The organism is Bifidobacterium boum (assembly GCF_000741535.1).
GTDB lineage: Bacteria > Actinomycetota > Actinomycetes > Actinomycetales > Bifidobacteriaceae > Bifidobacterium > Bifidobacterium boum.
Genome location: NZ_JGYQ01000013.1, coordinates 56,691 through 81,696 on the forward strand (window position 1 = coordinate 56,691; position 25,006 = coordinate 81,696).

Consider the following 25,006-nt stretch of genomic DNA (forward strand, 5'->3'; position numbering starts at 1 on the left):
CGCGTGAGGGGGTGTGCGTTCACGATTGAACGCACACCCCCCTCACTCACGTATGCACTGTGTGATGCCGCTACGCTGTCGAATCAGCCAACAAGGCCGAACAGCATCGGCAGCAATACCGTGGTGCTATACGAGTGGCTGGGCGAGCTGAACATGACCAGCTGGCATATCAACGAGAGTGCCATCATAATGGCGCTGATGATGATGCCGGCGGTCGCGAGACCATTGCCGCGTTCCCCGCTGGTTTTGATCTGATTCTTCGCGATGATGCACAGGATAAGACCGATAAGGGAAATCAGGAAGGAGCAGATGAAACCAACGACAGCCAGCGTATTCATCTTCGGTTTGACGACATACGGCATGTAATTAGCCTGCTGAGCGGTGGGCATACCTGCCGTGCCGTACGGCATGCCGTAACCGGGGGTCACACCGGCGGGATCGGGCTGCGCGTAGTACGACTGCTGGGCGTATCCGGCATCCGGCTGGGGATAGACGGGCTGGGCAGCGTCAGCTTGGAATTGAGGCTGCGGCGGCTGCTGCTGTGCGTACGCCGGTTGCGCCCAATCCGGCTGAGCGGGAACGTCAGGGGTGGGCAACGGCGGAACTGTCGGCTGGGACTGGTCTGGTTGGGTTGCGGCAGTGAATGGCTGAGCCTGGGCAGGCTGGGTGGGCTGGAATTGGTCAGCGGGCTGCCCTTCAGCAGGCGCGTCCCATGGAATCTGGCCGTTGGTCATCGTAGTGTGCTCCTTTGCTAGGCGTTGGATTCGAACATCAAGTACGGCCTGCAACACACGTGCCACATAACGCGAGCGCATCAAAACCATGCATCACGCTGGTATTTTGCCGTATTTTGTCACTGTACCAGCGAATCGTCTGTCGACACTTGGGAATGACATATTTCAGCGCGTAGAACGTTTGCCTTTTCTGTTGTTGGGGCGGCGGGCCGGTACAGTGGTGGACATGCAGATCGATATCGTTTCCGTGTTCCCCGAATACTTCGACGTGCTGAACCTGAGCCTGTTCGGCAAGGCGCAAAGCAAGGGGCTTGTCAGCGTCCACGCCCATAATCTGCGCGACTGGACGCATGACGTGCATCATTCCGTGGACGATACCCCGGTCGGCGGAGGCGCCGGCATGGTCATGAAGCCTGAGGTCTGGGCGGAGTGCCTTGATGATTTGCTCGGCTTGGAGCCGCAGGATATGAGTGCGAACGATGACGCCGACAGTACCGCCGCGCCCGCCGAAACCGATGGAGCGGCACAGGAGACCGCTGCCAGTGATGCTTTGCAGGATGCGCAGTCCGGTAATGATTTGCGGACTCCCGTCCACACCCCCGATTCCGTGCTCATCTTTCCCAATCCTTCCGCACCCCTGTTTACGCAGCGTGACGCGACCGAGCTCAGCCACGCCAAACGGCTGGTGTTCGGATGTGGGCGCTATGAGGGCTATGATGCGCGTATTCCGGCATACTATCGGGCACAAGGCGTGGATGTGCGCGAGTATTCGATCGGCGATTATGTGCTCAACGGCGGCGAAGTCGCGGTATCGGTGATGTTGGAGGCGATTACGCGCCTGCTGCCAGGGTTCATGGGCAATCCGGAATCCATCGTGGAGGAATCGTATACCGGCTCCGAAGCGCTGCTCGAGCACCGACAGTACACGCGGCCGGCCGTATGGCGCGGCATGGGTGTGCCCGATGTGCTGCTTTCGGGTGACCACGGGAAAGTCGACCGGTTCCGCCGCGATGAGGCGCTTGCCCGGACTGACGCGATTCGTCCGGATCTCATTGAACAGTTGGATTGTGCTCGGCTGAGCAAGGCCGACCGCAAGACGCTGATGGCGCTCGGCTGGGAGGTGTCCGCCGAACATCCGCGGCGATTGAAGCGGGGATGAATTGTGTTGTGGGCGCCCCTTGCACCCTCGCACAGGTACCGGCGAATAATCCGACATCTACGACGTGCCGGGCCACCCACCGTACAATCCCGCGAGATACACGGCCTTCTTGCACACCATGACGCAGATGCCAAGGCATACTCGTCATCCTGCGGGCACCGCGGATCAGCAACCGCCAGATGGCTGTGTATCTGAGGGTTCCCGGAACATCAGCGCAACAGCAAACCGACACTAGAACCCCATCTCGCACAACCGCCACGAAATACCGCTACAATCCGTACTTTCCGCAACCGACCTATCGCGGGAACACCGAATTAGCGTCACAACAACAAAGGTCTGCCAGAATCGCTCCCGGCAGACCTCAGGTTTTCAATCGCACGAACGCGCGTCACAGGCCGCGCACCTGAACCTGCTCATCCAACGGCATATGCTCACGCTCGCCGGCAGGCGCAGTGACCTCACCGAACGGCATCTGCGCAATCAGCTTCCAATCCGCGGGAATACCGAAAGCATCACGGACCGCATCATCAATCAGCGGGTTGTAATGCTGCACGTTCGCGCCGATACCGGCTTCGGCAAGCGCCGACCATACAGCGAACTGAAGCATGCCATTCGCCTGCTGCGCCCACACGGGGAAGTTCGCCGCGTAGGAGGGGAAGCGTTCCTGGAGATTCTTGGTAACCGTAGTGTCATCGAAATACAGGATCGTGCCGTGCGCAGCGTCAAAACCGGCGATTTTCTGTTCGGTCGCAGCGAACGCGGTATCGTCCTTGACGACTGCGCGCAAAGCATCATGCACGATCGCCCACAGACGGTGATGGTCCTCGCCGAACAGGACGACGGCACGTTGCGGCTGAGCATTGAATGCGCTGGGGACTTCGCCTGCGACCGAACGGATGAGATCGACAATCTCCGAATCGGACAGCGCAGCCGCGTCAGTCAGCGCATACTGCGAGCGGCGAGCGGAAATCGCGGAAACGAACGTGGACATGATACCTCCAAACGTGGCGGACTGATTGGCTTGCGGAATGCTCCGGCTGTGCGGGTTGACACGGTTCGATACCCCGCTGTCGAGGATAGATGCGGCGCTTCAGCTCCGTTCCGCGTTACGGTGGAACACGTAATGGCGCAATGACCATCTCTCCTGCTGCTTTCAGGCTACATGTCGGACCGGTTCGACACCCGCAGTTTCTCTGCTGGAATACTGTGGGCGAAGTCACAGTGACGGCCGCGACCGGGGCGCGGGTTAGAGTGGTCGGTATGCGCGTGATTGCAGGACGATTCAAGGGCATGGCGTTGGCCACGCCGAAACCGGGGACCCGGCCCACTACCGACCGCACCAAAGAGGCGGTGTTCTCTCATCTCGACTCTTGGGGTCTGGTGCGCGGAGCCAGCGTGCTAGACCTGTTCGCAGGAACGGGAGCGCTCGGCATCGAAGCGTTGTCTCGTGGGGCACAATCGCTGGTGGCTGTGGAGTCCGCCGGCCCCGCCGCGGCGCTCATCAACGGTACGCTCACCCAGCTCAAGCGTTCCAAGGCGTGGCGGCCGGAATTGTCCGCGCGGGTGATGCGCCGGCGTGCCGAAGTGTTCGTTGACTCGTATCATGGTGCGTCTTTTGACTTGGTGTTCATCGACCCGCCGTACGCATATGCGACCGAAGAGTGCAACGCGCTGTTGGAAGCGCTCGCCCAAGGTGAAGCGACCGGGCCGGACACCATGATTGTGGTCGAGCGTTCCGCCCGATCGGATGCGCTCACTCCGCCAGCAGGTTGGCACGAGGCGGATGCGCGCAAATACGGCGAAACCGCGGTCATCTATCTCGAACCCGACGCTCAGGACGCCGATACCAACGCCGCGTCACCACGCTGACGCCTCTGCTTCTACCGACGCTCATGGGCCTGCCAGCGTCGGCAGAAGCAGCACCACGACCCTCCGCCGACGCCCACACACCACCCAGCGTCGGCAGAAACTGGGGCGTCAGCTGCTGATGAGGTGGGATTCGTTGCCTCGGGTGAAATCGAGGACCGCTCCGGCGAGCTGGACCTCATGTTCCAACCCCGGATCGGCTGCAAGCACCTGTTCGGCTCGAGCTCGGGCGTCCGCGATCATCTTCGCGTCCTTGACCACACGCAGTAGTTTGAGCCCTGATTTTCCGCCGGATTGTGCGTCGCCCAGCACATCGCCGGCCCCGCGCAACTCCAAATCCGCCTGCGCGATTTCGGCGCCATCAAGCGACCCTTGGATCACAGCCAGCCGCTGTTCGGCGATACTGCCCGGTTCCGCCCGGGACACAAGGAAGGCCCACGAATCCGTGCCACCGCGCCCGACACGCCCGCGAAGCTGATGCAACTGTGACAAGCCGAATCGGTCCGCATCGAAAATCACGATGCAACTGGCCTGCGGAACGTCCACACCCACCTCAATTACCGTGGTCGCCACAAGAATCGGCGTGATGCCGGCGGCGAAACCAGCCATCACCTGTTGCTTGGTCGCATCATCATCGCGCCCGGTCAAGGTCGCGAACCGCACCCCTTGAAATTGCGGGAGCGCCTCAAGCCTTGCGGCGATCTCGCTGACTGCATGCAGCGGGGGCTTGGGTTGGACGGACGACGACCCGCCGGAGCCATCCCCCGAGCCGGAAGCATCGTCCGGCTCTTCGAACAGTTCGGCATCCTGACCGGCCTGGTCGTCGCTCTCATCCTCGTCGATGCGTGCACAGACGATGTACGCGCGCTCCCCCGCGTCAATCCTGCGGCGAATGTGCCGGAACATATTCGCCATAGTCGGGCCGTCTGCCTCGGGAATCACGAAGGTGCGGATCGGTTTGCGCCCGCCCGGCAGCTCCGTCAGCCACGACAGATCAAGGCTGCCGAACCATGTCATCGCGGCCGTGCGGGGAATCGGCGTGGCCGTCATGACCAGCAGATGCGGGATCTTCTCACCGCGTTGAAGCAAGGTTTCGCGCTGTTCGACGCCGAATCGGTGCTGCTCGTCGATGACCGCAAGGGCAAGGTTCGGCGCTTGGAAGGTCCGCGAAAATGCGGCATGCGTGGCGATGATGATGCCAGGCACGCCGCTCGCCGCCACCGCAAGCGCCTTGCGACGTGCCGCAAGCTTCATGCCGCCCGTGATCAGCGTGACCGGAATAGCAAGTCCCGCCTTGGAGACCATGCCTCCGACGGTTTCAGCGTGTTGCTCGGCAAGCACCTGCGTAGGCGCCACAAGCACCGCCTGATAGCCCGATCCGACGGCTTGCAGCATCGCGGCGAGCGCGACCACGGTCTTTCCAGAACCGACTTCGCCTTGCAGCAGGCGCTGCATCGGGTAGTCGCGACCCATATCCTGGACGATATCGTCAATGACGCTGGCCTGCCCGCCGGTCAGGGTGAAGGGGAGCGAATCAATGAAGGTCTCGCGCATACCGCCGTCAGTGCAGGGGAAGGTCTCGGCTTTGCGCGCCTGTTCACGTTCCTGCAGCACGGCGGTCTGCGAGATGAATGCTTCCTCATATCGCAAGGTGTGAAGGGCTTGCCGGAACGAGTCCACCGAATCAGGTTCATGTATGGCAAGGAAGGCTTCGGCCCTATGCATCAGGCCGCATGCTTCACGCACGCTTTCAGGGAGGATGTCAGGAATGGCGCGTCGCAAGGCGGCAGTAGGAATTTTCGGGGATGTCTCGATGCCGTCGGGGGCTGGCGAGAGGCAAGAGGCGCGGGATGGTGATGGTGCGGACTCTTGGAGTTCCGCGGGTTCCGGGGATGTTGCGGCTGTGCTGGTCGTTCCGCGTGATCCGGATTGCGTGGATTGCGCGGCTTTTCCGGATTGCGCGGCAGATGGCTCGACATTGTCATCGTCTCCGGCAGCAAGCGCGCGCAACACGGTGACGATGGAATCGTGGATATGCTCGCTGGAAATACGGGAGTTGGCGTGGTAAACCGGGCGCGGACGGCAGACGCGCCGCAACGCGTCATCGATGCTGTCGGCATCGAACCGCTGGCCATGGCCGGGTTCTTGTGTTGCGGAGGGGGATGCCGGGACGGTCAGGACTTCGGGATGGGTGAACTGCGGCATGCCGTCGTATTCGCTGGGCGTGCCGCACACGACCACCGACGCACCGGTGTGCAGTCGGGCGCTGAGCCAATTGACGTACTGCTGTTTGTAGGAGAAAAACACGAGCGCGGTGACAGTGCCGGCCACGCGGCGTTCGGCGGCGAACGCGGAATCATCGACCATGGCTTGCAACCGGTAGCCGCGACGGGCGTTCATCGGCATCACGCGCACATCGCGCACGACACCGGCGAAAGCCATCGGCTCGCCGATCCGACCTTCCCGCACCGCCCGCAGGGGCACGGGATCGGTAACCCGGAACGGGTAATACGTGAGGGCGTCGGCACACGTAACCACGCCGAGGCCTTTCAGCGCGCTGATCCGTCGACGGTTGGTCAGCAGCTTGGCTAGCGGGGTGGTCAGTGAAACGGTCATACCTCTTATTGTCCCACATCCGGTGCTGTGCGGCGGGGAGAGCGATGAATCCCGCCTGTCGTGCGATGACGGGGTCGCACAGCAGGCAGATACCACCGGAATCCAAGACAATACCGCTGTCACCCCGCCTCCATGTCATCCACTAGTCGCACAACAAGCAGATACCTCCAGCCCACCAGCCGAACCCCACACAATCCCGCCGCCGTGCGACCATCCGGTCACACCGCAGGCTGATAACCCCCGCTCCCCCAGCAGAATCCGGTATAACCCTGACGTTGTGCGACCATCCGGTCACACCGCAGGCTGATACCGCCGGCAGCACGCACCCTGCCCGCCTTCTCCACTCCGACGGCAAAAGCAAAGACCCCGGAAGCTTGAAGCTCCGGGGTCTTGTTTCTTCATTCGCGATTCACGCGGCCACACGCTGAACCTTGCCAGCCTTAAGGCACTTCACGCACACGCGCAGACGGACATTCTGACCGTCAATCGTAGTGCGGACCGGCTGCAGGTTCGGGCGGAAGGTGCGCTTATTGCGGATATGCGAATGCGACACGGTGAAACCGGTTTGCGGTCCCTTGCCGCACACTGCGCAACGAGCTGCCATGATGGACTCCCTATACATTCTTTGACTTGCAAGTCGTGTCTGCCCGACCGCCGCATATGCGTCCGCCGAACACACAACTACACTAGGATACAACTAAACCGGACCAAGCGCAAACCTGCGTGCCGGACACGCTCGACGAGGGCGGAATCCCAGCATTTTCATGCAACATGTCTAGCTTCAACCTCCGCAACATCCGCGAAAACACCGATACAATATGAAAGCAACCGGCGGCAACGACGTTGCCTCGCACACGAATCACACGAGTGAATCAGGAGGTTGTATGCTTCACGATATCCTCAACGCGCACAAGCCAGAACGCACACCAGCAACGGCATCCGTGATTTCGCTAGGTCAGGTCTGGGTCGACATCATGTTGGGTCTGGGCGAACTGCCGAAACCGGGCGGATTCGCCGTCACCGATTCAGTCAACCCGTCGGTAGGGGGCAGTTTCCGCGTACTGCAAGCCGCGGCACGATCAGGATCGCCGGCAAAGCACGCCGGCATCGTCGGCACGGGATTATGGTCATCGGTTATCCGTGACGAATTCGACGCGAACGGCATCCAGCATATCGGCGGCGATCGGCTCGACGCTGATTCCGGATTCCGTCTGGTGCTCAACGACGGGTCGGACAAAACCTTCATCGCGACATACGGAGCGGAAGCGCAGGGCGACGAACGTACCTTCGATGCGATCGAACCGCAGGATGGCGATGTCGTTCACATCAGTGGCAACACGTTGATGGATCATTCCGCAGCCGGAATCGACGGGTTCCTGCATCGCGCCGGCGCGAACCCCGGCAAACGCCCGTACACGATTGTGCTGAATCCTACCAATTCCTTGCATCTGGTCAGCGATCGTCTCATTGAAGACACGGTGCTATGCCGGCCGACATGGTCGTGCAACCGTCAGGAAGCCAATACGCTTGCCGAGCGGCTCGGAATCCCTCCTATGGATGATTCCAAACTGACAATCGGCGGCGGTTTCGACGACGCGATGACCGGTCTGTGCGACGCGCTCGGCTCGACGCTGCGTGCTCCGCTGGTATTGCGAGCCGGCGCACGAGGAGCATGGGTCCGTGTACCGGGCAGCGATGTGGTGCATGTGGAAGGTTTCCCGGTCAAGTCGACGCACTCCCGTTCCGCGGGATCATGCCATACGGGCGTGATGTGCGCGATGCTCGCCCAAGGCTGGTCGCTGTTCGACGCGGTACGGATCGCCAACGCCGCGGCTTCCATCGCAATCAGCAACAACAAGGCCGGCGTGCCCGACTGCCCGCCTGTCGAGGATGCGATCGCACTGATCAAGCGGCACGAAGAACACGCGGACGAATCCGCGGAGGTACAGGCGTAGCGGCACAACTGAAGAGTCCAAATGCGCCGATTCGTCGCGGCGAGTGTTCCGCCCGCCGCGACGACTGCTTTACGGCACGCGTATGCCTCGCGTGTATCCCCTTCCTGCATGCCCGTGCATGCCTCAGCCCGGTGCGCTGCTGATTCTACGATTCCGGACGTTGCGGGTGTATGCCGCAGTCTGTTGGCGTGGTTACGCTTGGATGACGGATTTTCTCGAGCGCGGTGATTCCGGGAGAAGTGTCGGATTCGCCTGATGCGCGTCCGTTCTCCCACATTGGACGTGGGAGATTGCGGAAAATCGGCCGCCCTGCGGATAATCTCCCAGCAGAATCGTTGGAAATCTGCGATTCTGAAAAATCACCCCTGTAGCCGAAATCGGGAAAACATCGCCAAATCAGCATCTCTGCGATAATCTCCCGCAGAAATTCGGGACTTCATTACACGTTCGCCGATGTCGAGACAATTTCCCACTGGGATCCGGGACTTCACCACCCGCCTGCCGACCCCGAGACAATCTCCCACATCCGTGCAGCACGCGGCACGCCGAAACACCAACCCTCACAAACCAGCCACGCAAACAAACCTCCCAGCGTAACCAGTTTGGAAGGATGAGAAGACGATAGCGCGGGACGAATTGCCGGGGAGCGGCGCACCCAAAAATCACGCATTATTCACGGTCAGTTCACCCGTTGCACCCCATCCGTTGTTTGCACAAACATACCCTTCTTGGTGACAGATGGGAGTTGCCATGACCGATATCCTTGACACAGTGCAGCGACAAGCCAACACAACAATCACTGGCATAACGCTGCAAAGCCGAACACAGCATCTCACCAGATTGGATGCAGCGATCCCCGGCAGTCAACGCATCGACCCATCACCATCGGTCGGCGCAACGAACAGCACCTTGTCAGACAGCATTTCCCCGGCCGATGATACCCCGGCAGCTAACGCCCCGGTAACCGCCCGCACCGCCAAGACCAGCGCCAATCATCTCAACCGCCGTGAAAAGCAGTGGATCCTGTACGATGTCGGCAATTCCGCATTCGTCCTGCTATCCACGGCAGTCGTCCCCATCTACGCGAACTCCCTGCTCGAAGCCGCCGGAGAATCCAATATCGTGTCAACCTGGGGCTACATGCAGACCATCGCATCCCTCATCATCGCGCTGCTGATGCCGATCCTCGGCTCCATCGCCGACGTACAAGGCATGAAAATCAAGTTCTTCATCGGTTTCTTCGGCACCGGCGTCCTCGCCTGCTGCGCGATGGCGCTCCCCTTGGGTTGGGTCGCATTCCTCGCGGTGTGCATGCTTGCCACCATCGGTTTGAACGGCTCACTGACCTTCTATGATTCGATGCTCATCGACACCACCACCAATGACCGCATGGATCAAGTCTCCTCACACGGCTACGGATGGGGGTACGTCGGTTCAACCATCCCGTTCATCGCCTGCATAGCGTTGATTTTCGCCGGCCCTTCGGCATTCGGGTGGAGCACCGCGGCCTGCACTCGCGCGAGCTTCATCATCACCGCCTTGTGGTGGGCGGCATTCACCATCCCGCTGATCAGCAGCTACCGCCAGACGCATTATCGTGAAACCGCAGACCATATGCGCGATGCCGTACACGGCACATTCGCCGAGCTGGGGTACACCTTCCGCGAGATTTCCCGCAACAAACCGCTGTGGATGTTCATGGTCGCGTTCTTCTTCTATATCGATGCCGTGAACACGGTGATTTCGATGAGCACGTCATACGGCACGCAGCTTGGCATCGACTCCACGCAGCTGGTGCTTGCCCTGCTGGCGACCCAGTTCGTTGCCTTCCCGTGCGCAATCGCCTACGGGCGGCTTGCCAGGCGATTCGGATGCAAACCGATGATCATGGCCGCGATCATCGCGTATCTTGACATCGTATGTTTCGCGGCGTTCTTCCTGCGTTCCGCCACCGAATTCTGGATTCTCGCGATTCTGGTCGGCATGTTCCAAGGCGGTATTCAGGCGCTCAGCCGCTCATATTACGGCAAAATCATCCCCAAGTCGCACGCCAACGAATACTACGGTTTCTACGACATCTTCGGCAAGACGGCATCGATTATCGGCACGTTCCTCGTCGCTACCACGACGTCGCTGACTGGCAACGCGTCGATCGGCGTGCTGTCGATAGCCATTCTGCTGGCCGTCGCGCTCGTCTTCCTGCTTCTGCAGAAGGATCCGACCAAGGGTTCGACGGAAGCCGCAACCGTCGACTGACAGCTGCCGTCCGACAGCGTTCCGCTCGACAGCGATCGCTCGATAGCATTCCGCCTGACAATCGTCGTTCGGCGGAATGCGCCGTGCCGGCCTGCGGGAAACCGCGTAGGCCGGCACAACTTCGACAGTTACCATCTGGTATGGTAAACTGGCATCGTTTGCACACCGTGGCGCAACGTAGCGCCGCTCCAGCAATGACGCAGAAAGAGGTAAACGATGTCATTGGCAAATGAACTAGTCGAAGCAGTGTCCGCATGGCCGGAAGTCGAGGCCATCACGTTGGGTGGGTCACGCGCCACCGGCGATAACGATGAAAAATCCGATTACGACGTCTACGTGTACGTCACCGCGCCCGTATCAGCCGAACGCCGCCGCAGGCTGCTGCGCAACTATTGCAGCCATATGGAAATTGACAACGATTTTTGGGAGACCGAAGACGACTGCACGCTGAACGACGGCACCAATATCGACGTGCTGTACCGCGATCTGGACCAGTTCGCAGCCAATGTCGCCGACGTGGTGGAACGGTTCCAGGCCAGCAACGGCTATACGACGTGCATGTGGCACAACATGCTCACCAGCAAGGTGCTGTTCGACCGCGACGGCCAGTACGCCGCGACCCGACAGCGGTTCGACGTGCCGTTCCCCGAGGAACTGCGCCGCAACATCATCAATCGCAACATGCGCCTGCTTACCGGCAACCTGCCGTCGTACGACGCACAGATCCGCAAGGCCGCGAGCCGAGGCGACAAAATCGCGGTCAACCATCGCATGGCCGCGTTCATGGAATCGTATTTCGATGTGCTATTCGCGCTGAACCGCCGCACGCATCCCGGCGAGAAGCGTCTCGACAAGCTCGCCGAACGCGACTGCGCCATTCTGCCGAAGGATTTCCGCAAAAACATCGATACGCTGTTCGATTCGATGTACGCCGATCAGGCGGTGTTCAGCGAGACTTTGGGCGAAATCGTTGACGACCTGCGTCAGACGGTCGACGCGAACCTGTGATTTGACCGCGAATCCGGCGGTTCGACGCCGGTAGCGATTGGTTTTAGAAGAAGTTGAGCGCGCGGGCCACTTCGTCGACGATGTCGAACATGGCCTTGCGCGCACGTTCCGGATCGCCCTTCGCTATCGCGTCGGCGACCGCATCGTGCGCGTCGAGCGCGGCCGGCTTCGGCTTCATCGGGTATTTGCCGAGTTCCACACGGCCGCGCAGCACGGTGGCGATGGTGTCGGCAAGCGCGGCGAACAGTTCGTTGCCGCTTTCGCGCAGTATCAAAGTATGGAATTCCACGTCCAGATCGTGGAATTTGGTCAGGCCGGCAGCCCCCTCTTCGTTTGATTCGGCGATAAGGCCAATCGGGTGGCGTGGCGATTGGCGTCATCCTTGATTTCCTCCGGTTTTTGATAATCCGGGTAGATGGTCTCGAACGGGACTCCGTTCCTGAAGCAGGTGTCGTCCGGCTGGGTGAGGCCAAGGCCCGGGGCGAAGGACATGCGGCGCGCGGACCGTTTGTGGGTGGCGGATTCGGGATTCCAGACGGTCACGGTCGGGTCGTCCAGCGGATTCTGCTGGAGCGTGCCGTAGGCGGTGATGATGAACGAGGCGACGAGTTTGGAGGACGGGATGTCGCCTCTGGCGACGTAGTCCCTGCGTTTTTCGTTGCGGCTGGATCTGATGACGATGCAGTCGGCGTAATGGTCGGCCGGACGATGGGTCCAGTTTTCGGCCTGTTCGAAGACGCCCTTGATGATGCGCTTGACGAGTATTGGGAACTCGACGCCGCTGACTTGGATGGCGCGGATGGATCTTTGCCCGATGGCGGTGATGGACTGTTCGCCGATTTCCGGCTTGATGAAGCGCTGGTAGACGTAGACGTAGTTGGCGGCCGTCTGCTCGGCGATCTGGGGCTTCTTGGCGTCCATCCACGAATGGAAGCACTCATCGAAAGTCGGAGGGCGCACGCCGGACTCCGAATCCGGAACGTAGTCGCCCAGTATCTCGGCGGCCTTGGCCTTGGCGCTGTCGAGGCTGTCTCCGCCACTGGTCTGCCGACGCTTGCCGGTAACCGGGTCAGTCCATATCACGCGCCATCTCGGGAATTTCTCGGTAGGCGGCAACGCGCTCGCTCTGCCGTTCAGGATTTTGATGCTTTTCCGTGCCATACCAACCGCCATCTGTGTAACATGAATGTGTAACACAGCCAGAATAACACAGCAGAAGCCTTGTATTTCAACGATTCTAGCTATTCTTATGATAGTTTAATCAAGACCGCGAGCATTCTCGGCACCTTCATCGTCGCGGCGACCACATCGGTCACCGGCAATGCGTCGCTCGGCGTGCTGTCCATCGGCGTGCTGCTTGTGGTGGCGCTGGTGTTCCTCGTCTTGCAGCACGACCCGGCTGCCGCAAGCGAAACCGCGGCATGACGCGAGTCCATACCACCGTTTGGCGGATTCACGGATTCTGCTGCCTGACCGGCTGTCTCTTCGGTGCCCGAATGCTTCGATGAGACAGCCGGATTCCCATAATTACAGCACCTTTTCCAACGATTCGTTCGCATCTGAAATCGGCTATATTACAACGTTCCTGTGCCATCACTACCGAATCTGCATAACTCTCACTACCAGATTTGCATAAGGTTGACTACCGGATTATCATGACTTCCACTACCGAATCTGCATAATCGCGATCGCATGTGCACGGTTCGCTTCGCCAAGGAAGGAGCATGCATCATGATTCCCCGCACACTGTCCACGATGGCCCAACGCATGGCGACTTGGTTCCCCGTCGTCTCAGTCACCGGCCCCCGGCAAAGCGGCAAATCGACCCTGCTCAGGCATGCCTTCCCGGATTTCACCTATCTCAACCTTGAGACCCGTAATCTCAGAATCAGCGCCGAAACAGACCCCGTCGGCTTCATCCATTCCCGCCCGAGCCATCTGTTCATCGACGAAGCCCAATACGCGCCGGACATTTTCGCGGAAATACAAGCAGCCGGCGATGAACGGCATGACATGGGCCAATACGTGCTTTCCGGCTCACAGAATTTCCTGCTGCTGCACAATATCGACGAATCCCTCGCCGGACGCGTCGGGCTGCTGCAACTGCTTCCTTTGAGCTTCGTTGAAGCATCCCAGACATCCAGCCAACTCACGGTCGACGATTTCACCGTGCGCGGCGGTTACCCGCATCTGTACGAGGTGGATGTCCCGCTCAACATCTATTTCCAAAGCTATATCGCGACCTATATCGAGCGTGACGTCTCAGGCATCGTCAGCCCGGACAATCTCACGACTTTCCGCACATTCCTGAAACTGTGCGCCAACAGCACCGGCCAATTGCTCAACATCACGCATCTCGCCGCGGAAGCCGACATCTCGTTCAAAACCGCGCGCGCCTGGCTGTCGCTGCTCGAATCCAGCTATATCGTGTTCCGTCTGCCGCCATACGCATCAAACGCGCGCAAACGGCTAATCAAAACACCGAAACTGTATTTCTACGACACCGGCCTGCTCTGCCATCTTCTCGGAATCACGACAACAGAACAATACAACACGAGCGATAAACGCGGGGACGTATTCGAAAACCTCATCATCGAAGAAACACTCAAGCACTACTACAACCACGCGCAAACACCGCAACTGTGCTTCTACCGTGATTCCAACCAGGTCGAAGTCGATCTCATGGATCTGACGGATCAATCATCGCCGAAACTCATCGAAATCAAATCCGGACAAACGGCCCGACTCACCTTCGCCCGTCATCTGTCAACCGTCGGAACGATGCTGGACATCCCAGCCGAACATCGGTTCGTCATTTATCGAGGCGACGAAGGGTTCGCGGCGCAATCGGCGATGTTCCAGCCGGCGTCACAGTACCTGCGATACTCTTCCGACGTGCGATGACCCGCCCAACATCACCCCACCGGCCACCTGCACCCGGACACGTTTCCGCGCAGTTTCAGCTTCAGGCGTGTCGTGTTACGATGCGGCATCATAGGTAACGAAGAAAGCCTAGGGTGAAACCATGGATACAGCAGCTACCAGCAACGACACCATTGACACCGCGGATGTCGCGGACACCGCCATCAGCGGCATCACAACGACGCCGGCCAACAGCGGGCACGACGCCGACGCAAAAGCCGCCGCAGCGGCAGTCAGCGAAGACGCGACAGAACAACTCCGCGACCCTCGGGACGCAACCGTATCCCATATGCCGTTGCCGTTCAGCGGCCCGGCGCGCATCGAACACGATTCCCTCGGCGAAATGCCGGTTCCAGCGAACGTGTACTGGGGCATCAACGTGCAACGCGCCATCCAGAACTTCCCCGTTTCCGACACGCCCATCAGCAGGCATCCGGAACTCATCGCCGGATACGCGCAGGTCAAGCGCGCATGCGTGGACGCCAATGAGGAGCTCGGACTGATCGACCCGATGCGCGCTGAGCTCATCCGACAGGCCTGCCGCGACATCGAAGCCGGCGAACTCGCCGACCAATTCCCCGTGGATGTGCGTCAAGGCGGCGCCGGCACTTCGACGAACATGAACATGAACGAGGTCATCGCCAACCGTGCGCTCGAACTCGCCGGTCACCAGCGCGGCGACTACGGGTACATCCACCCGAATGACCATGTGAACAAGTCGCAGTCCACCAACGACACGTACCCGGCGGCATGCCGTCTCGCCCTGATCACCGCACTCAAGCCGATGATCGAGGAATGCCGCCTGCTCGCCCGTGCCTTCCACAAGCTCGCCGACAAGCACATCAACGACGTGACTATCGGCCGCACACAGCTCCAAGATGCGGTCCCGATGACATACGGTCAGGAATTCCACGCGTTCGCCTCATATTTCAAAGCCGACAAGGCATCCCTCGACAAGCTGGAGCCTGAACTTGCGGTGATGAACCTGGGCGGCACCGCCATCGGCACCGGCATTTGTGCGGATATCCGCTTCCGCAAATCCGCCATCGAGCATCTCGGCGAAATCACCGGATACCCGGTGACCGCCGCCCCCGACCCGATCGCCGCAACCAGCGATATGAGCGCGTTCGTGAACACGTCATCGGCACTGAAGAACCTCGCCGTGCATCTGAAGAAGGCGGCGGACGATTTGCGTCTGCTCAACTCCGGCCCACGCTGCGGGTTCAACGACATCAATGTTCCCCCGCGTCAAGCCGGTTCGAGCATTATGCCGGGCAAGGTGAATCCGGTCATCCCCGAGTGCGTCGACCAGTGCTGCTTCACCGTGTTCGGCATGGACACGACCGTCAACTGGGCGTGCGCCGAAGGTCAGCTGCAGCTCAACGCCTTCGAACCGGTCGCCGTGCACACGCTGCTGGAAGGCATCCGCCTACTGGGCAATGCGATGCGCACATTCCGCCTCAACTGTGTGGACGGCATCACCGTCAACCTCGAGCAGGGGCGCCAGTTTGCGGCTGAATCGCCATCCATCTCCGCTTCGCTCAACAGTGAAATCGGGTACGAGCGCGCCGCTGCCATCGCCAAGGAAGCGTTGCGCACCAAGCGTACCGTGCGCGAAGTAGCTGGCGAGCGCACGGACATGCCGGACGGGCGGCTCGACCAGCTGCTTGACCCGATCACGCTGTCTCGCCGTTTGGGTCAGACGTGCCGCGAGCAGAGTGGCGATCCGGCCTGATCGCCGTCGTTTCCAACTGTTTGCTTTCGCGTATTCCTCGCGAATAATGAGGCTCCCGTCCGGAGGGATTTCCGTGGGCGGGAGCCTTTTCATCTGCCGACGGTTAGACTGGGTTACGTTTGCCGCACGCATGATGCGCGGTTTGCCGCGCGGACGGTGATGGAAGGAGACGCGACATGCCAATGTTGAAGTTCGTGGAGCTTGTGTTCCTCACGTGGGCGTTGTACAGCTGTATCGGTTGGATTTGGGAGACGGGTCTGTCGATTGTCGTCCGACGCCGGTTTGTTGATCGTGGTGTGCTGATCGGCCCGTTGTGCCCGATTTACGGTTTTGGCGCGTTGCTGGTGTTGGTGCTGTTGCATGATGTGAACAATCCGGTCGCCTTGTTCCTCAGCAGTGGTGTTGTGGCGTGCACATTGGAATATGTTTCCTCGTACGTCATTGAGCGGCTCCATCATGTCAGGCTTTGGGATTATACGAACAAGCCGTTCAATATCAACGGTCGCGTATATCTTAACGGGTTCATCGCCTTCGGGGCGGGAGCGACATTGGTCAAACTGTTCGTTCAACCATGGTTCATGGGGATGATCAGCCAATGGTCGCCGACCGTGCTCAACGTGATATCAGGGTGCATTGCGGTGCTGCTGGCGGTTGACGCCTCGCTGACGGCCGCATCCTCGTGGAGTTTTGATACCCGGCTCAAGCGCATCAGTGAGGATGTCAACAAGCTTCATGCCGAGCAGGTTGCGAATCTTGACCATCGCGTCGTGGCGGCGAACGAACATTTCGAAGAGCGCCGGCAAACCATGCTTGACACGCATATCGCCCACACGCTCAACTGGCAGCAGCGTCGCCTGATGCAGGCCTTCCCCGGTATGCGTTCGGTGCGCGACAACACCATCGTCGACCAGTTGCGCGAGCGTATGGAGGCCCGGCGTTCGCGACGCGACCATGCTGACGGGCAGGACGCCCGATGATGGTTCGCCGGGGTGTCTGGCGCTGAGCGTTGCATCCGTTGCCGACGTTGCCAACGTCAATCAATGATGCAAGAATGATGCACATGTTCGCGGCCGCACGCCGCACATCCATGAAAGGAAGGCACGCATGCCACGACCACGTCGAGACTCGGAAATCCTTCCCGCCAAGGAACGCATGGAAAACGCGTTCTGGGAGCTGCTGGCCTCTCGCGACTATCACAAAATCACGGTTACCGATATCGTGCGGGAAGCCGACGTCAATCGTAATTCGTTCTACTATCATTTCAGCAGCCTGTCTGAGCTTGCCGATGCGGCGATTCTGCACATGGTGGAAAACACGCCGGTGTCGTTGCCACGACCGAACACCAATCCGGAGACCGCTTGGCGCACCAACATCGCCAAACTGTTGCAAACGCCGGGACAGCGGGAGCGTCTTGACCGGCTCGCCCTGGTCACCGGCGCCCATGGTTCGGCTGAATTGCTGGCTTCGCTCCGCGATTTTTCGCGTATGAACCTGATGAGTATTCTGCAGATTGACGCGGAGCATCTTGATCTGCAGACTGATCTCATGCTGGAGTTTGCGATCGGCGGGATGCTCGCCATTTTGCGACGGTGGCCGGAATTGTCCGATCATATTGAGACGGAAGACCTGTTGAACGATGATGCCGCCGCATTGGCGATGAGCATGTATTTAAGCCTGTCGAAAACCGACATGCTCGGCTATTGGCGACGCGTATTCAACCCGTCTGTGGCACCGCGAATCCAATAACCGACGGATGCCGGCCGGAGATAAGACCGCGGGATCCGCGAATATGGGCCCACGGCCCATGACCGGTTTGCGCTCCGGCCGGTTACCGGAGCGAGTCGATCACCAGTTGCGGCACTTGCGGCAGGTTGTGCCAAGCGGTCGCGGGGAGTGCGGCAAGCACGCCGGCGACCAGACGCCTGGTGTCCCGATCGGTTTGTCGTGTCGCCGCGACGATACTCGGCACTGCGGTGGTCCAGTTGTCGGCAAGCTCACCGAAACTGCGGTATCCCGGTGCCGAGAAAATCACGTACAGCTGATCGAGGACCCGTTTGCGGTCAGCCGGATCGATGCCAAGCATCCACGCGTTCACCGTGCTGCCGACGAACCGCGCCGTCGCGGACAGGCCGGGAGCCGTCACGAATTCACCATCCTGGATTTGCCATGACACGCCCAAATGCTGCATGATGCCCACAGCGTCGGCTTTGACCACGTGATACGGCAAATGATCGTCCATGAGCATGCCCACCACGGATGATTCCGGAACGGTTTTTGAAACACGCGACGCCATCGCGTCGAACGCCGCGGTCTGCAAGCGTCGAGGGAATCCCGGACCGTCATGGGAAAAGACGTGGCGAATCCGCACCGCATACCTGCTGGCAGTATGCTCGTCACGGCTGGAATCGTTCGCCGTGGCGGTGACTGCCGGAAGCTGCGTGTCACCGGATTCGTCCGCCCGGCGTTGCATAAGGCGAAGGTCGCGGTCCGCCGCATGGACTGCCGCATACACCGCCATATTGCCGCCCTTGGAGTGCCCGCCGATCATGATGCCGGGAGCTTCACCGCCGGGTACGCCCGCGGAACGGTCCAGTATCGAAGTTACATAGTCCGCCGCCGCATCCTGGGATGGTACCGGGCAGCGGAACGCCATGTTGAAATCCTCTTTCCAGCCGAGCAGCGTCCCGTCGGTACCGCGGAACGCGACGTACAGTAGGCCGCCGGAACCATACGTGGAGCGGATTCCCGTGCAATCACCCATGTCGAAGGTCACTGCGGCGAACTGTTGTTCGCGTGCCTGGTCATCACGCTGCGCATACTCCCCCACCCGCATGCCGCGGAACCGTGGGCTTTCAGCGACCGCGACCAGCAGATCAAGCCGGGCGCTGTTGACCTGCTGGGAGTCCGAGGAGAACATCGAAGGGAAATCCTCGGCACGCAGCAACGCCCCCACCGGCACCGTATCCACTGACTTCGCCACCCCGAACACCGGAACGACCAGCGGGAACCGGATATACGACAATTCGCTGAGCACCAGCGAGTCAACCGCGGTGAACGGGTGCTCGGCGAACGACCGGAAATCAGTGCGCACATAATCAACGATGTTGCCCATACCATCATCGTAATCGAATCTTGCTCGAGTTCCGGCACGCTTCCCGGCGATTCACAGCCATCATGCGGCCCGCAATACGACGATTCTGTGCGAATCGCAGGCAATCATGCGGATGCCCATGGAATCATGGCGCATGATACTGAACGGGCCGGGGACGTATCGGCAGCGCCGGCGGGAACACGTATGCACGGCTTATCCGTATTGGACGTGGCGGAACGTCGCAAGGCGTCAATCCGGAAGAATCGGAGGAATCATGAGTGTTGTCGAATACACGCTCGCGTGGCTTAGGGATAACGCGGGCAAGCTGATCTGGCTGGCCGCCGTATTCGTCGCGGCGGTCGTCATTTCAAAACTGGTCAGCCGTGCGTTGCGCACGCTGCTGGACCGCTCGCAAGTGCCGAGCGCCTCGATTTTCATCAACCTGGCACGCGTCCTGATTTGGACAATCGCCGTGGCGATGGTGCTGCAACCGGTGTTCGGCATCAATCCGACCACACTGGTCACTGCGCTTGGTGTCGGAGGTGTCGCCATCTCGCTCGGCATGAAAGACACTATCGCGAATATTATCGGCGGGTTTGGGCTGATGCTGGGCAAAGTGGTCCAGCCTGGCGATCTGGTGACGGTCGCCGGCACGACGGGCGTGGTCAAGGACATCACGTGGCGTCATACTGTGGTTAAGGCTCGTAGCGGTGACGAGATTGTCATCCCCAATTCCGTGCTCAACACGTCGTCGCTTGAACGGGTCACCACAACAAGTGAAGGCTGTGTCACCGTGCCGTTCACGTTGAAATCCGGAACCGACCTAGATGCCGCGTCGATGCGTATGATCGCGACCGCGGGCGAAGCAACCGCACAGTATACGACGGATGGCAACCCGCCGATCGTGAAATTCACCGGTTTCTCGCCATACGGTGTCGAAGGCCAGATCATGGTGTTCGCCAAACCGGGCGTGTTCGCGTCCACCATCCGCGATGCCGCCGTCCGCTCTTTGGCTGGCATGGACTTCTTTGAGCAGCGGGCCGCAACCGGAGAATAATCGGCTACAGTTCAGGCGAGCCATGATATGACGTTCGGCCGGTGTACAACGAATTCGTTGTACACCGGCCGAACGCGATTCAGAACGCCCGCCTGTCCGATTCAAACGGCGACGGTACTCAGCAGACGCAATGCCTGCCATGCCGTCGTCAGCATCGTGGCGGTTCCGCTGTCACCGACATTGAACGAACCATCAGCGGGAATATTGCTTGTCAGCAGGGAGCCGAGCGTCATCAGCACGCCGAAAATGATGAATACAATCATGCCTGAATTGCCGAACGCAGTTTTCGCACCCATACCCGCCGGCAGTTCCTCGGGAGCTTCGAAGAATACGAAATTGCGGCGTTCCTTCACTAAAATCACGATACCGGCGATGAACAGTCCCAGCATAACCAGCGCATAGCAGGCGTAGATGATCACACCGCCAAGCTGCGCTTCGACCGCACGCAGCAGAGCATCGGACCCGCCCTTGTCCAGAGCACGCTGGAACGCTTTGGCATCAACCCTCGAAGCCATCCACAAGGAGACGACACCGCCACTGAAATTCACCAGTGCGTGCATCAGCACCGTGTACCACAGTTTCGACGTACGCACGTAGATATAGCCGAGAATCAGACCCAAACCGAACGCGTACACGAACTGGCGGATATTGCCGTGGAACAGGCCGAAGCACAGGGCAGACACCACAATCGCGGTTTTCTCACCGTATTTGCGGGTTCTGCTGATGATTTCCTTGCGGAAAATCCATTCCTCGAAAATCGGGGCGCACACGCAGGTCAGCACGAACAAGGAGAAGTAATCCATGTTCTCCAATACGGATTCCAACGTGTCCGAACCGTCTTCGGAGAAGGGAGCAGCGATGAGATTGCCGATAATCGAGCCAATCACCATCACCGGGACGGTGGCGATCAGCAGCTTGATGAACGTGAGGGCAGACATGTCGAATTGCTTGGTCGCCAGTCTTGGCACATTGCGGAACACCAGCAGGGACACCGGCATGCCGACCGCATACAACGGCAGGTTGCTCAGTAGCAGAAGCAGGCCCGTGGGGATGCTCTCGCTCTTGGAGAAGGCAAGCAGGACACCGACGGTGACCGCCGATGCACCGACCAGCCAGATGGCGATCATGAGGATCAGCGCCCAGCCGGTCATCGAATAGTCGTGTTTCGCGGCTTGGATACGACGCTTCTGCTCCCACGCCGCCTGCCATTGCTCTGGCAGTGTCTGGATGAACTGCGCCGGCGGGAACACCTGTGGCAGATACGGCGGATAGGCTGGCTGTTGCGGTACCTGCGGCTGACCATACCCGGCAAGGGGCAGTTGGGCGATAGGCTGCGGCTGGTATGCCGGGTATGCTTGCGCCGGCTGCGGAGGCACTGGCACTTGCTGCTGTGGCATCGCCGGCTGCTGGAACGGCTGCGGCGGCATCGTTGGATACGGCGGCTGCTGTGGCACAAAGGATGTCGGCGCGATCGCCGGCTGAGGTTGGGCTTGGAATGCTTGCGGATACCGCGAAACCGGCATCTGCGGCACTGGCGGAATCACACCGGCAGGCATGTTGCCTGCAGGCTCGGGGAATGCCGGCTGCGGCTGTGCGGCGTACAGCGGCTGTTGTGGCGAGGAATACTGTATAGTCTGCTGCGGCAAGACGTACGGGTTCATCGAATCCACGGGCTGCGATTGCATCGACTGCGGCGCCGAGGATTGCCCGGCTGTCTGTTGCTGAAGCATATTCCCGTCGTGCGGCGCCGGAGCATCCGGCTGCGGCACGTCTTGGTGGAGTGTGTTCTCATCGTGCTGCTGCGACGGATCCGGCTGCGGTGCCGCCGTATCCGACTCAATCGGGACGTCAGCAATGGTCGATCGCCCGGAAAGCCGGGTATTGTCATTGTTCTGCCGATCGCCTTGACCGGACGGTTCGGAAGCCATCGGCATCCCGCTGTTATGACGACCCTGATCGTCCTGAATATGTTCGTCATCAAACCACGTCATCGGCACCCCTTGCATTCGTTGGCATTCATCAGCTCATGCGCAATACTCACCGTCTTCGGAAGCACTACAACATGTTCATCGTAGCAAGACACCGTTTTCAAGCAAGCAGCGCATCGCAATTGTGGATAACTTTCCCGGCCAAACGAAAGCCCTGCGAAACACGGCAGGCCGGCGGACCTCCGAAATGTCGGACATCCACCGGCCTGTAAGCGAATCGACGCGATACGCCAGTAACGTCAGTGCTGGAGCACGCCGTCAATCAGCTGGGAAATCAGCTCGCCGTACGGCAAGCCGGTCGTCGCCCACGCTTTGGGGTACATGGAGATCGGCGTGAAGCCAGGCATGGTGTTAATTTCGTTGACCATCACCGAACCGTCCTTCGTCACGAAGGTGTCCACGCGGCTCAAGCCGGCACCATCAACCGCTTTGAACGCTTTGATTGCGGTGCTGCGAACCAGTTCCAGCGTTTCAGCCGGCAACTTGGCCGGCACCTCGACGTGGGAGGCCTGCGCATCCATGTACTTGCTGTCGAAATCGTAGAACTGGTCCTCGCCGTCGTCGCGGCGATCCAGCACGATCTCGCCCGGCCAGCTGGCGCGTGGCTGCTCGCCCGGCTTGGGGGCGAACACCGCGCACTCGATCTCACGCGCGTCGATCCCCTGCTCGATAAGCACCTTCCAATCATGGTGGGAAGCTTCGAAGACCGCGGCAGCCAGTTCGGCGGCATCACCCTCATGCTCGACCTTCGTCACGCCGAAACTCGAACCTGCACGCGACGGCTTGACGAACAGCGGGTAAGCGAGCCCCGCTTCACGCACCTGGCTGATCAACGTCTCGCCTTGGGCGGCGAACCCGTCGGCGACGTCGAAATCGCGGGTGTCGAGGGTGATCCCCGGAGCCGTGGCGATGCCGGCGGCGTTGAGCAGCACCTTGGTGAAATGCTTATCCATGCAGGCGGCGGACGCGAACACGCCACAACCCACGTACGGCACGCCCATCATTTCAAGCAGCCCCTGAACCGTGCCATCCTCACCGTACGGGCCATGCAATACCGGGAATACCGCGTCAATCGTGCCGAGAGAAGTCAACGACCCGTCCTGCTCGCGGGCGAAGAACCCATTCGAACCGAGCGCCGGGTCAAGAACAACCTCACGCGTGTCGGCTCCGGCCTCAACAACCGGCAGCGTGCCGTCGTCCAGCGAGAAAGTACGCGGGTCGGTTCCACCGACCAGCCACTTGCCATCCTTGGTGATACCCACCGGAATCGGCTCAAAACGCTTGGTATCAAGTGCATTGAGCATGCCAGCCGTTGAAATGCACGAAATCGAATGCTCGTCGGCCTTGCCGCCGTACAGCACCATAATGCGTTGCTTCGTCATGATCATCCTTTACCTTGCTTGGGTGATTGTCCGCCGTCATGCGGGCGGCAGACAGCCCATTTCCCACCTTGACTTCAAATTGACCTCGGACATCGGATTGCTCCGTGTTCTCCAGCCGCAACCATAGCGCGAGCCATGGCTCAGCCTGTGCTTTCGACGGTCCGCCTCGCCGGTTTACTCCTCGGTAATGGCTCCGCCGAACAATTCAGCGAGCATGTCGGCGCAGGAGATGCCCTTATCCAACACGTCACTCATGGCACTGGCGAGCGGCGTCGGCACGCCAAGCTGACGTCCAAGCGCCACCACCGCGCCCGTGGTCGGGACGCCTTCGGCGACGCCGTTACTCGCCTTCGTAGCTTCCTCCACACTCAGCCCCTTGCCTAGATTCGCGCCGAACGTGTAATTGCGGCTCAGCGGGGACCCACACGTGGCGACCAGATCACCCACACCGGCGAGCCCGGCGAAGGTCTTCGGGTCGGCGCCAGCCGCCTTGCCGAGCGCCGTCAATTCCGCCAAGCCACGCGTCTCGATCATCGCGGCGGTGTTCTCCCCGTATCCGGCCCCACGCGCCATGCCGACGGCGAGCGCAACCACGTTTTTCAATGATCCGCACATTTCCAAGCCGATGACATCAGTGGTGACGAAGGGCTTGAAATACTTGGTTTCGCAGGCTTTCGCGACGGTTCGCGCATTGGCGATGTCAGCGCAGCCGACAACCGTGGCCGCAGGCTGACGGTCGGCGACCTGTTTGCTCAGGTTCGGTCCGGAAATCGCGACGAACCGCTCCGCGGGAAGGTTCAGGGATTCACGCACCACTTCGTCCATACGTTTGCCGGTGGTGCGTTCAATGCCTTTCATCAGGGAGACGACGAGCGCTGTGGACGGAATCAGATCCTTGAATTCAGTAAGTGCGAGACGGGCGAACTGTGCCGCGATCGCAACGACGATGATATCCGCGTTCGCCACCGCCTGCGCGCGATCGCCGGTGGCGTCCATATTCGCCGGGAGTTGTTCGACGCTGGGTAGACGATACGAGTTGCGGTGATGCTCGTGGATGTCCGTGACGATTTCCGGCTCGATCGCCCACATGGTCACGATGTTGCCCGCGTCGGCGAGGACCTGGCCGAACGCGGTTCCCCAGGCTCCTGCCCCCAGGACGGTGATGTTTGTCATGTCAATCTCCTTGCAGGCGTAGTGTGGCGCCTGATTTGTGGTTGCGACGGTTGGCTGCTGGATG

19 protein-coding genes and 2 pseudogenes are annotated in these 25,006 nt (G+C 60.2%); 11 read left to right on the top strand and 10 right to left on the bottom strand.

Going from position 1 to position 25,006, the window contains the following annotated elements; translation table 11 throughout:
- Positions 1 to 83: 83 nt before the first annotated feature.
- The gene (locus BBOU_RS08865; RefSeq protein WP_051616875.1) at positions 84 to 734 is read right to left on the bottom strand and encodes a DUF4190 domain-containing protein; all 651 of its coding nucleotides are present in this window, start codon (positions 732 to 734) and stop codon (positions 84 to 86) included.
- Positions 735 to 960: 226 nt separating this feature from the next.
- Between BBOU_RS08865 and trmD the strand changes: the two genes are divergently transcribed.
- Positions 961 to 1,893, top strand: a complete 933-nt coding sequence (gene trmD, locus BBOU_RS04260) for a tRNA (guanosine(37)-N1)-methyltransferase TrmD (RefSeq protein ID WP_026503388.1) — start codon at positions 961 to 963, stop codon at positions 1,891 to 1,893.
- A gap of 388 nt (positions 1,894 to 2,281) precedes the next feature.
- Here trmD and BBOU_RS04265 read toward each other — a convergent pair whose 3' ends face one another.
- A complete protein-coding gene (locus BBOU_RS04265) occupies positions 2,282 to 2,884 on the bottom strand; it encodes a nitroreductase family protein (RefSeq protein WP_026503387.1) in 603 nt (200 codons plus the stop codon).
- A gap of 269 nt (positions 2,885 to 3,153) precedes the next feature.
- Here BBOU_RS04265 and rsmD point away from each other — a divergent pair, with 269 nt between their 5' ends.
- Positions 3,154 to 3,762: a 16S rRNA (guanine(966)-N(2))-methyltransferase RsmD gene (gene rsmD, locus BBOU_RS04270; RefSeq protein ID WP_026503386.1), complete on the top strand. Its 609-nt coding sequence runs from the start codon at positions 3,154 to 3,156 to the stop codon at positions 3,760 to 3,762.
- Between the two features lie 108 nt (positions 3,763 to 3,870).
- Here the strand turns inward: rsmD and BBOU_RS04275 are convergent, their stop codons facing one another.
- Together BBOU_RS04275 and rpmB are read right to left on the bottom strand one after the other, a co-directional pair.
- Positions 3,871 to 6,375 carry an ATP-dependent DNA helicase RecG gene (locus BBOU_RS04275; RefSeq protein WP_033490454.1) on the bottom strand — a complete coding sequence of 835 codons (2,505 nt, stop codon included), beginning with the start codon at positions 6,373 to 6,375 and terminating at the stop codon, positions 3,871 to 3,873.
- Between the two features lie 409 nt (positions 6,376 to 6,784).
- Positions 6,785 to 6,979 (bottom strand): 50S ribosomal protein L28, encoded by a 195-nt coding sequence (rpmB, locus tag BBOU_RS04280; protein WP_026503384.1) that lies wholly within the window; start codon positions 6,977 to 6,979, stop codon positions 6,785 to 6,787.
- Between the two features lie 280 nt (positions 6,980 to 7,259).
- On the opposite strand from rpmB, the gene BBOU_RS04285 reads away from it, so the two are divergent.
- The 3 genes from BBOU_RS04285 (at position 7,260) to BBOU_RS04295 (ending at position 11,594) form a co-directional block, all read left to right on the top strand.
- Entirely contained in the window at positions 7,260 to 8,330 is a 1,071-nt protein-coding gene (locus tag BBOU_RS04285) for a PfkB family carbohydrate kinase (protein WP_026503383.1), read from the top strand.
- Between the two features lie 909 nt (positions 8,331 to 9,239).
- Positions 9,240 to 10,586 carry an MFS transporter gene (locus BBOU_RS04290; protein WP_033490476.1) on the top strand — a complete coding sequence of 449 codons (1,347 nt, stop codon included), beginning with the start codon at positions 9,240 to 9,242 and terminating at the stop codon, positions 10,584 to 10,586.
- A 216-nt stretch (positions 10,587 to 10,802) separates the two neighbouring features.
- A complete protein-coding gene (locus BBOU_RS04295; RefSeq protein WP_003807643.1) occupies positions 10,803 to 11,594 on the top strand; it encodes a DUF4037 domain-containing protein in 792 nt (263 codons plus the stop codon).
- Positions 11,595 to 11,637: 43 nt separating this feature from the next.
- Here BBOU_RS04295 and BBOU_RS04300 read toward each other — a convergent pair.
- Together BBOU_RS04300 and BBOU_RS04305 are read right to left on the bottom strand one after the other, a co-directional pair.
- Positions 11,638 to 11,940: pseudogene (locus BBOU_RS04300) on the bottom strand (FadR/GntR family transcriptional regulator); the annotation flags it as partial.
- Positions 11,904 to 12,767 (bottom strand): tyrosine-type recombinase/integrase, encoded by an 864-nt coding sequence (locus BBOU_RS04305; protein WP_081815559.1) that lies wholly within the window; start codon positions 12,765 to 12,767, stop codon positions 11,904 to 11,906. The pseudogene BBOU_RS04300 and the gene BBOU_RS04305, both read right to left, overlap by 37 nt.
- A gap of 75 nt (positions 12,768 to 12,842) precedes the next feature.
- Between BBOU_RS04305 and BBOU_RS04310 the strand changes: the two are divergent.
- From BBOU_RS04310 to BBOU_RS04330, 5 genes and pseudogenes are all read left to right on the top strand, one after another.
- Positions 12,843 to 13,019, top strand: a pseudogene (locus BBOU_RS04310) (MFS transporter); the annotation flags it as partial.
- A 306-nt stretch (positions 13,020 to 13,325) separates the two neighbouring features.
- The gene (locus BBOU_RS04315) at positions 13,326 to 14,498 is read left to right on the top strand and encodes an ATP-binding protein (RefSeq protein WP_033490456.1); all 1,173 of its coding nucleotides are present in this window, start codon (positions 13,326 to 13,328) and stop codon (positions 14,496 to 14,498) included.
- 307 nt (positions 14,499 to 14,805) lie between these two features.
- A complete protein-coding gene (locus BBOU_RS04320; RefSeq protein WP_026503378.1) occupies positions 14,806 to 16,251 on the top strand; it encodes an aspartate ammonia-lyase in 1,446 nt (481 codons plus the stop codon).
- A gap of 176 nt (positions 16,252 to 16,427) precedes the next feature.
- Positions 16,428 to 17,228: a putative ABC transporter permease gene (locus tag BBOU_RS04325; protein ID WP_026503377.1), complete on the top strand. Its 801-nt coding sequence runs from the start codon at positions 16,428 to 16,430 to the stop codon at positions 17,226 to 17,228.
- Positions 17,229 to 17,355: 127 nt separating this feature from the next.
- Positions 17,356 to 17,997 (top strand): TetR/AcrR family transcriptional regulator, encoded by a 642-nt coding sequence (locus BBOU_RS04330; protein ID WP_026503376.1) that lies wholly within the window; start codon positions 17,356 to 17,358, stop codon positions 17,995 to 17,997.
- An 82-nt stretch (positions 17,998 to 18,079) separates the two neighbouring features.
- Here the strand turns inward: BBOU_RS04330 and BBOU_RS04335 are convergent, their stop codons facing one another.
- Complete coding sequence (locus BBOU_RS04335; protein ID WP_026503375.1) at positions 18,080 to 19,363, bottom strand: Mbeg1-like protein; 1,284 nt, start codon at positions 19,361 to 19,363, stop codon at positions 18,080 to 18,082.
- Positions 19,364 to 19,616: 253 nt separating this feature from the next.
- Between BBOU_RS04335 and BBOU_RS04340 the strand changes: the two genes are divergently transcribed.
- On the top strand, positions 19,617 to 20,399 hold the full coding sequence (locus tag BBOU_RS04340; protein WP_026503374.1) for a mechanosensitive ion channel family protein: 783 nt from the start codon (positions 19,617 to 19,619) through the stop codon (positions 20,397 to 20,399).
- 101 nt (positions 20,400 to 20,500) lie between these two features.
- On the opposite strand, the gene BBOU_RS08870 is transcribed toward BBOU_RS04340, so the two are convergent.
- The 3 genes from BBOU_RS08870 to BBOU_RS04355 form a co-directional block, all read right to left on the bottom strand.
- On the bottom strand, positions 20,501 to 22,390 hold the full coding sequence (locus BBOU_RS08870) for a CPBP family intramembrane glutamic endopeptidase (RefSeq protein ID WP_161788251.1): 1,890 nt from the start codon (positions 22,388 to 22,390) through the stop codon (positions 20,501 to 20,503).
- A 236-nt stretch (positions 22,391 to 22,626) separates the two neighbouring features.
- Positions 22,627 to 23,769: a D-alanine--D-alanine ligase family protein gene (locus BBOU_RS04350; protein ID WP_026503373.1), complete on the bottom strand. Its 1,143-nt coding sequence runs from the start codon at positions 23,767 to 23,769 to the stop codon at positions 22,627 to 22,629.
- 174 nt (positions 23,770 to 23,943) lie between these two features.
- On the bottom strand, positions 23,944 to 24,942 hold the full coding sequence (locus BBOU_RS04355) for an NAD(P)H-dependent glycerol-3-phosphate dehydrogenase (protein WP_026503372.1): 999 nt from the start codon (positions 24,940 to 24,942) through the stop codon (positions 23,944 to 23,946).
- Positions 24,943 to 25,006 lie beyond the last annotated feature (64 nt).

Coding starts and splice junctions, on each gene's coding strand:
- BBOU_RS08865 (WP_051616875.1), bottom strand. CDS start 734: ATGACCAACGGCCAGATTCCATGGGACGCGCCTGCTGAAGGGCAGCCC.
- trmD (WP_026503388.1), top strand. CDS start 961: ATGCAGATCGATATCGTTTCCGTGTTCCCCGAATACTTCGACGTGCTG.
- BBOU_RS04265 (WP_026503387.1), bottom strand. CDS start 2,884: ATGTCCACGTTCGTTTCCGCGATTTCCGCTCGCCGCTCGCAGTATGCG.
- rsmD (WP_026503386.1), top strand. CDS start 3,154: ATGCGCGTGATTGCAGGACGATTCAAGGGCATGGCGTTGGCCACGCCG.
- BBOU_RS04275 (WP_033490454.1), bottom strand. CDS start 6,375: ATGACCGTTTCACTGACCACCCCGCTAGCCAAGCTGCTGACCAACCGT.
- rpmB (WP_026503384.1), bottom strand. CDS start 6,979: ATGGCAGCTCGTTGCGCAGTGTGCGGCAAGGGACCGCAAACCGGTTTC.
- BBOU_RS04285 (WP_026503383.1), top strand. CDS start 7,260: ATGCTTCACGATATCCTCAACGCGCACAAGCCAGAACGCACACCAGCA.
- BBOU_RS04295 (WP_003807643.1), top strand. CDS start 10,803: ATGTCATTGGCAAATGAACTAGTCGAAGCAGTGTCCGCATGGCCGGAA.
- BBOU_RS04305 (WP_081815559.1), bottom strand. CDS start 12,767: ATGGCGGTTGGTATGGCACGGAAAAGCATCAAAATCCTGAACGGCAGA.
- BBOU_RS04315 (WP_033490456.1), top strand. CDS start 13,326: ATGATTCCCCGCACACTGTCCACGATGGCCCAACGCATGGCGACTTGG.
- BBOU_RS04320 (WP_026503378.1), top strand. CDS start 14,806: ATGCCGTTGCCGTTCAGCGGCCCGGCGCGCATCGAACACGATTCCCTC.
- BBOU_RS04325 (WP_026503377.1), top strand. CDS start 16,428: ATGCCAATGTTGAAGTTCGTGGAGCTTGTGTTCCTCACGTGGGCGTTG.
- BBOU_RS04330 (WP_026503376.1), top strand. CDS start 17,356: ATGCCACGACCACGTCGAGACTCGGAAATCCTTCCCGCCAAGGAACGC.
- BBOU_RS04335 (WP_026503375.1), bottom strand. CDS start 19,363: ATGGGCAACATCGTTGATTATGTGCGCACTGATTTCCGGTCGTTCGCC.
- BBOU_RS04340 (WP_026503374.1), top strand. CDS start 19,617: ATGAGTGTTGTCGAATACACGCTCGCGTGGCTTAGGGATAACGCGGGC.
- BBOU_RS08870 (WP_161788251.1), bottom strand. CDS start 22,390: ATGACGTGGTTTGATGACGAACATATTCAGGACGATCAGGGTCGTCAT.
- BBOU_RS04350 (WP_026503373.1), bottom strand. CDS start 23,769: ATGACGAAGCAACGCATTATGGTGCTGTACGGCGGCAAGGCCGACGAG.
- BBOU_RS04355 (WP_026503372.1), bottom strand. CDS start 24,942: ATGACAAACATCACCGTCCTGGGGGCAGGAGCCTGGGGAACCGCGTTC.